The following is a 5,078-nucleotide window of genomic DNA, read 5'->3' on the forward strand; positions in this document are numbered from 1 at the left end:
AACCCTTATCCTGACTTGATTTCAGTTTTTTCTTTGTCAGTAAGGGTGTCAACAAGGAATATTACAAATTGTTAACCGAGTCTTGAAAGCCTTGTGCTACAAAGGTTTGAAATGTTAAGAAAGATGTGACTAAAGGACAGGTCCTAAAAGGACGGCTTTACATTAGACCTCGACCTAATATTATCTCAAGACCAAAAGTCTTTCTAGTTAAGGAATCTACCCGAATAAAAATTATTTTAATTGCCTCATATTTCCTCAGTGAAATTGAATTAGCAACGATAGATATACATTTCAGCTATCGAACTATCTAATTAGTACACAGACTAAAAGCAAGCTGTGACTGAGCTATAATTTTTGGAGATGTCTAGTAGAATCAGGGTAGCTACGTTGACCTTAAAGGTGGGTGAAACGGACAGTGACACCTGTGTTAAAAGGCGGCTGACCGAACGGTTCAACAAAGCTCACCGTCCAACGGTGGTCTTCGGTGCGGTAGCACTCCAGACCCAGCCCCCACAAGCAAAGACTTTAAGCGAGTGAAGCGAACAACAGACCAAAAAAGTAGCCCCAATTGTGACAACATAGGAGGGAGTAGCGGCAATTGGCATCGCCAGGGGAGTAGGAGTCTTGTCCTAGTTCATACACAGTGGTTTTCCATGAGTGCCTTCCCGAAGAATCACCGCGCTTCTAGGCCGGTGAGTGTCAAGAAACGAACTGGTTCAGAATACTCAATTAGGAGACAATCATGGCAGAAAATAACAATGTCCTGGTCACACCAGAGACCTATATCCGTGCCGAATGCGATCGGCAGTTTGGCACCATCGTTAAAACGGCGGGAGGCCTGAATCGCTTCTACCACTTACGCAACGTCACGCCGCTGGACCTGCAACCCATCATCCGGATGAACAGGGACACTCTCTACTCCCAGAGCGTTGTCGATACGTCTAAAGGTGCCACCATCACCGTCCCTGAATTTCCTCGAGATCGCTACGTATCGGTTGAACTCGTGGATAACGACCACTATTGCCCCAAGGTGATCTACGAAGCCGGAACGTATGAATTGCCCCATGACACTAAATACTTGGGTCTCTTCGTCCGCATCCAAGTGTTCAATCCCATAGACGAGGATGAATTGGATCTGGTCCACAAGTTGCAGGATCAGTTCAGCATCAATGCCAACAGTGCCGATCCACTGCCCGAGTTCAAGTGGGACGAAGAATCGCTGCAAGCCCTAACTTTGCAGTATCAAAAGGATGCAGCCCAATACAGCAGTGTGACGGGGATGATGGGACCGCGTGGCCAGGTCAACGAGGATACCCGTCACATCGTGGTAGCCACTGGGTGGGGGCTTTTACCTGAATGGGACGCAATCTATCTAAACTACGATGGGGATCATAATTACAATATTTGTCACAAAGCGACCTATGATGTTCCAGATAATGAGGCGTTCTGGTCCATCACCGTATATAACAGTAACGGCTACATGGAAAAAGAGAAGAACATCGTCAATTCCTCCAATGTAAATCTGAACTCCGACGGCACCTTCACCGTGTATTTCGGATCGCAAGAGAACTGTGGCGATGTTCCCAATCGGGTAGATGTAACCGAGGGCTGGAATTTCGCTATGCGGATTTATCGTCCCGGTGAGTCTGTCTTGAATGGAACATACAAACTACCTGACGCTGTACCCGTCCAGTGATTCATTTGGTGAAGTTTGTACTGGTTTACACCTAAACGCTATCTATAGGGGCAATTCATCAATTGCCCCTACTACAAAAAAAGCAAAAGTGTAGTGGATTGTTTCAGCTAAAATAGGGCAATAGATTTCGGCTTAAAGTCTTAGATTATAGAACTTATAGCATTTTTCTAATACACCAAATTAGCTGAAACAATCCAGTAGGGTGCGTGTTTGCGGTTACTAATTCGGATAATAAAATAAAACCAACAATCCGCCGTAACGCACCAATTCTATTACTATTAATTAAACATAATAAATTACATTTAATTTACCTGTGTATCATCCCCTGTAGAATTAAGTAGGGAGACACAATTATTTGTAGGATGGGTTCGCAGTAGCGTAACATGAGCTTTCTTGCAGTCTCAACCAAAGATTTAAGATCAATCGAGAAATATCGCCCGCTGCGGGTTGTGACAATTAGTCAAGATGAACTGATGAGCCACCTCAATAATTTCTGGACTATTGGCCTCCCACTCCTCCCAGAGGGATAGCTAACCCGTTGGAGCTTTCTTGCGCTTTTTGGTAATCTTCACTGCTGCCATTAATTTACTCCCCCAATGGTCTTGGATTATCGTTAATCTTGTGGATTTTCAATGTTTCGGGCAGCATGAAGTACCGCAATAACATCGATTTGCTCAGGCTTGATATAATAAATTATGCGATAAGAACCCTCGATAACTTCTCAGATCTGCTCAGTTTCAAACTCCGGAACAAGACGACCCGAAAAGGGAAAATTAGCAATCTGTTCTGAGCGTCTAGTCAATCTTTCCACCAGTCTTTGAGCATATTGAGGGGAGTTTTGTGATATGTAGTTGTAGATGGATGATAAATGATTAACGGCGGTTTCTGTCCAGAAAACTTTCATGGCTCTAGCTTGAACTTAGTGCGTACTTCTGCCACAGAAATAACCTTTTCCGCCTCACTATCGGCTAATCCTGCTTCAATTGCCTGTCTCACATAAATCTCATACATCAAATCATCCCATGTAGAATTATCCGGCAATTTATCGATTAAATTTCTGGCTTTTTGTTTAATGTTTTTTATTTCCATGATGGTTTCCAAAATGACTCCTGACAGTTTACATTATAGCAAGATAGGCTCCTAGAGATGGTGTATTCTAAAACCACCGCTAACGCTCAGAATATCCAAAAAGGCTTTTCCCTCTCGATGTCCTCAACGAAACCTCAACCCGTGATTGGTGTTATTTGGTGGATAAATGCTGTATATTTACTCTCGTCGCCGCTTAATTCACACGCAGCAGCGCAGAAACTTGCTCAACATTCATTGCTGTATGTAACAATACAGGAGGAGTTTATCTCAGGAGTTCCACGGTGATTAGAGAGCTAGACCGTATTACTGTTAATCCACAAATATGTCTTGGACAGCCAACGATTCGAGGAATGCGTATCACTGTAGGATTTGTTTTGAAACTGTTGGCTAGTCAGTTATCTATTCAGGAAATCTTAGAGACTTATCCAGAGTTGGAGGAGGAAGATATTCGCCAGGCTCTTAATTATGCAGCTTGGGCTGTATCCGATTATATCGTTAGCTTCACTTCAGCAGCCGTAACGCACCGCTAACTTTAATGATGGTGGGTGATATAATTTAAAATTCTGAGGTAAATCATGCAACTAAAACTAACAAAAATATTCCAGAAAGTTCCCGAAGGCTATATTGGTTTTGTCGAAGAATTGCCAGGAGCTAATACTCAAGGAGAGACTCTAGAAGAAACTAGAAGCAATTTAGAAGAAGCAATTGAGCTAGTTTTAGAAGCTAATCGTATATTAGCTGAAGAGCAACTGCAAGGACAAGAAGTGATTCGAGAGTCTGTTACTTTCTGGGCTGCATGAAACGTATAAACTTAATTCGTCATTTAGAAGCTTATGGCTGTGAATTCTTAAGAGAAGGCGGCAATCATACGATTTATGTAAATCGTGTCAATCAGAAATCTTCAGCCATTCCGCGCCATCGTGAAATCAATGAATTCTTGACGCGGAAAATTTGTCGAGATTTACAAATACCAGAACCATGAGTGCGACTCCTGTTAAGCTGCTGTAGAGTGTAGGGTGCGTGTTTGCGGCTACTAATTTGGATAATAAAATAAAACTAACAATCCGCCGTAACGCACCAATTCTATTACTACTAATTAAACATAATCAATTACATTTATAGCGTTTCTGATTCACACGAGGTACATTCCCGATCCTGAACAGCTTAATCAGCAAAGGTTTAAGTGTGCCGCACAGATGCGAGAAATGCTATAATTTACCTGTGTATCATCCCCTGTAAAATTTCTGGCAATTTATCGATTAAATTTCTGGCTTTTTGTTTAATGTTTTTTATTTCCATGATGGTTTCCAAAATGACTCCTGACAGTTTACATTATCAACTATTCATTATTAACTAAAAAGGCGATCGCAAAATTACGCCTTCTTAAAAAAGAGATTAAACAGCTTAAGCAAAACCCAAAGGTTGAAACTGAGCATCATTGATAATTTTAACCGTTTCCCCCGACTGCTTAATCACAAACAAACCGCGCCGATAGGCATAGACATCTATCCCCTGATCAATTTCAATGCCTGCCACTGCCCCATAAACCCGAAACTCTCGAAATTGGGGGAAAGCAACCTTAAATCGCTGTAATCGGCTGACAAAATCATCTACATCATCCCTCGACAGTCGAGATTTACATTCTACCGCCACCAACTCGCTCCCATTCACCGCCACAATATCAATCTCCATTGCCGCCCCAGAACGCTTACTTTTCAAGCGACTCATCGTTTGGGTGACATCAATGCCCCGTTCCTGAAATAAACGCACAACCGCAGGCTCTACCATTTCTTCAACGAATCTGCCCCAGCGCGTTGTGAGGTTATTAACAGCTTTGGTCGTTTCTTGTACCTGTTTTTTTAATTCTTCCATCGTGCGATTAGCTTCCTCTCTGCGGCGATCAGCTTCCTTTTGAAACTCGGCAAATTGGGCCTCAGTTCTTTCAAATAACTTGTAAATATCGGCGATCGTTACAGCGTCTGACATAGGAAGATTCTTCAAGCTTGAGGAGTCTAGTCCCATTCTAGCGACTTGGCCCAGAAAAAATGTCCCTAGCTTCTCATCCGTGTTTTTTCAATCAATTATTGACTATCAACTAATCAGCGATCGCAGTTCAAGGGGAAAGGGTCAAAGGTCAAAAGGCGATCGCGGTCAATAGACATCTCCAAAAATTTGTAAGTCAGTCACAGCAAGGAAGACAGGCAGATTAGACCAAGAGTCAAAATTAGCTCTAAAAACCGATTAATCAGGGTTTTAAGAGACAAAATCGAATTTTGACGGAAAACTATGGCTA

The 5,078-nt window shown here is 42.4% G+C and carries 7 protein-coding genes; 4 read left to right on the top strand and 3 right to left on the bottom strand.

The window, feature by feature from the left end:
• Positions 1 to 742: 742 nt before the first annotated feature.
• Entirely contained in the window at positions 743 to 1,696 is a 954-nt protein-coding gene (locus IM473_RS22180; protein ID WP_002774486.1) for a DUF1214 domain-containing protein, read from the top strand.
• A gap of 721 nt (positions 1,697 to 2,417) precedes the next feature.
• On the opposite strand, the gene IM473_RS22185 is transcribed toward IM473_RS22180, so the two are convergent.
• Positions 2,418 to 2,600, bottom strand: a complete 183-nt coding sequence (locus tag IM473_RS22185; RefSeq protein ID WP_287658427.1) for a type II toxin-antitoxin system RelE/ParE family toxin — start codon at positions 2,598 to 2,600, stop codon at positions 2,418 to 2,420.
• On the bottom strand, positions 2,597 to 2,785 hold the full coding sequence (locus tag IM473_RS22190; RefSeq protein ID WP_002762197.1) for a hypothetical protein: 189 nt from the start codon (positions 2,783 to 2,785) through the stop codon (positions 2,597 to 2,599). The genes IM473_RS22185 and IM473_RS22190 overlap by 4 nt, the downstream gene beginning before the upstream one ends.
• Before the next feature lie 281 nt (positions 2,786 to 3,066).
• Between IM473_RS22190 and IM473_RS22195 the strand changes: the two genes are divergently transcribed.
• From IM473_RS22195 to IM473_RS22205, 3 genes are read left to right on the top strand one after another with little or no spacing between them, the layout of a single operon-like run.
• Entirely contained in the window at positions 3,067 to 3,315 is a 249-nt protein-coding gene (locus IM473_RS22195; RefSeq protein WP_287658428.1) for a DUF433 domain-containing protein, read from the top strand.
• A 45-nt stretch (positions 3,316 to 3,360) separates the two neighbouring features.
• On the top strand, positions 3,361 to 3,585 hold the full coding sequence (locus IM473_RS22200; protein WP_002734968.1) for a type II toxin-antitoxin system HicB family antitoxin: 225 nt from the start codon (positions 3,361 to 3,363) through the stop codon (positions 3,583 to 3,585).
• Complete coding sequence (locus IM473_RS22205) at positions 3,582 to 3,767, top strand: type II toxin-antitoxin system HicA family toxin (protein WP_002735013.1); 186 nt, start codon at positions 3,582 to 3,584, stop codon at positions 3,765 to 3,767. Before IM473_RS22200 ends, IM473_RS22205 begins: the two co-directional genes overlap by 4 nt.
• A 422-nt stretch (positions 3,768 to 4,189) precedes the next feature.
• Here IM473_RS22205 and IM473_RS22210 read toward each other — a convergent pair whose 3' ends face one another.
• On the bottom strand, positions 4,190 to 4,771 hold the full coding sequence (locus IM473_RS22210; protein WP_287658429.1) for a DUF3782 domain-containing protein: 582 nt from the start codon (positions 4,769 to 4,771) through the stop codon (positions 4,190 to 4,192).
• Positions 4,772 to 5,078: the final 307 nt, after the last annotated feature.

Origin of the sequence: Microcystis sp. M015S2 (assembly GCF_020245945.1) — a bacterium.
Taxonomy (GTDB): domain Bacteria; phylum Cyanobacteriota; class Cyanobacteriia; order Cyanobacteriales; family Microcystaceae; genus Microcystis.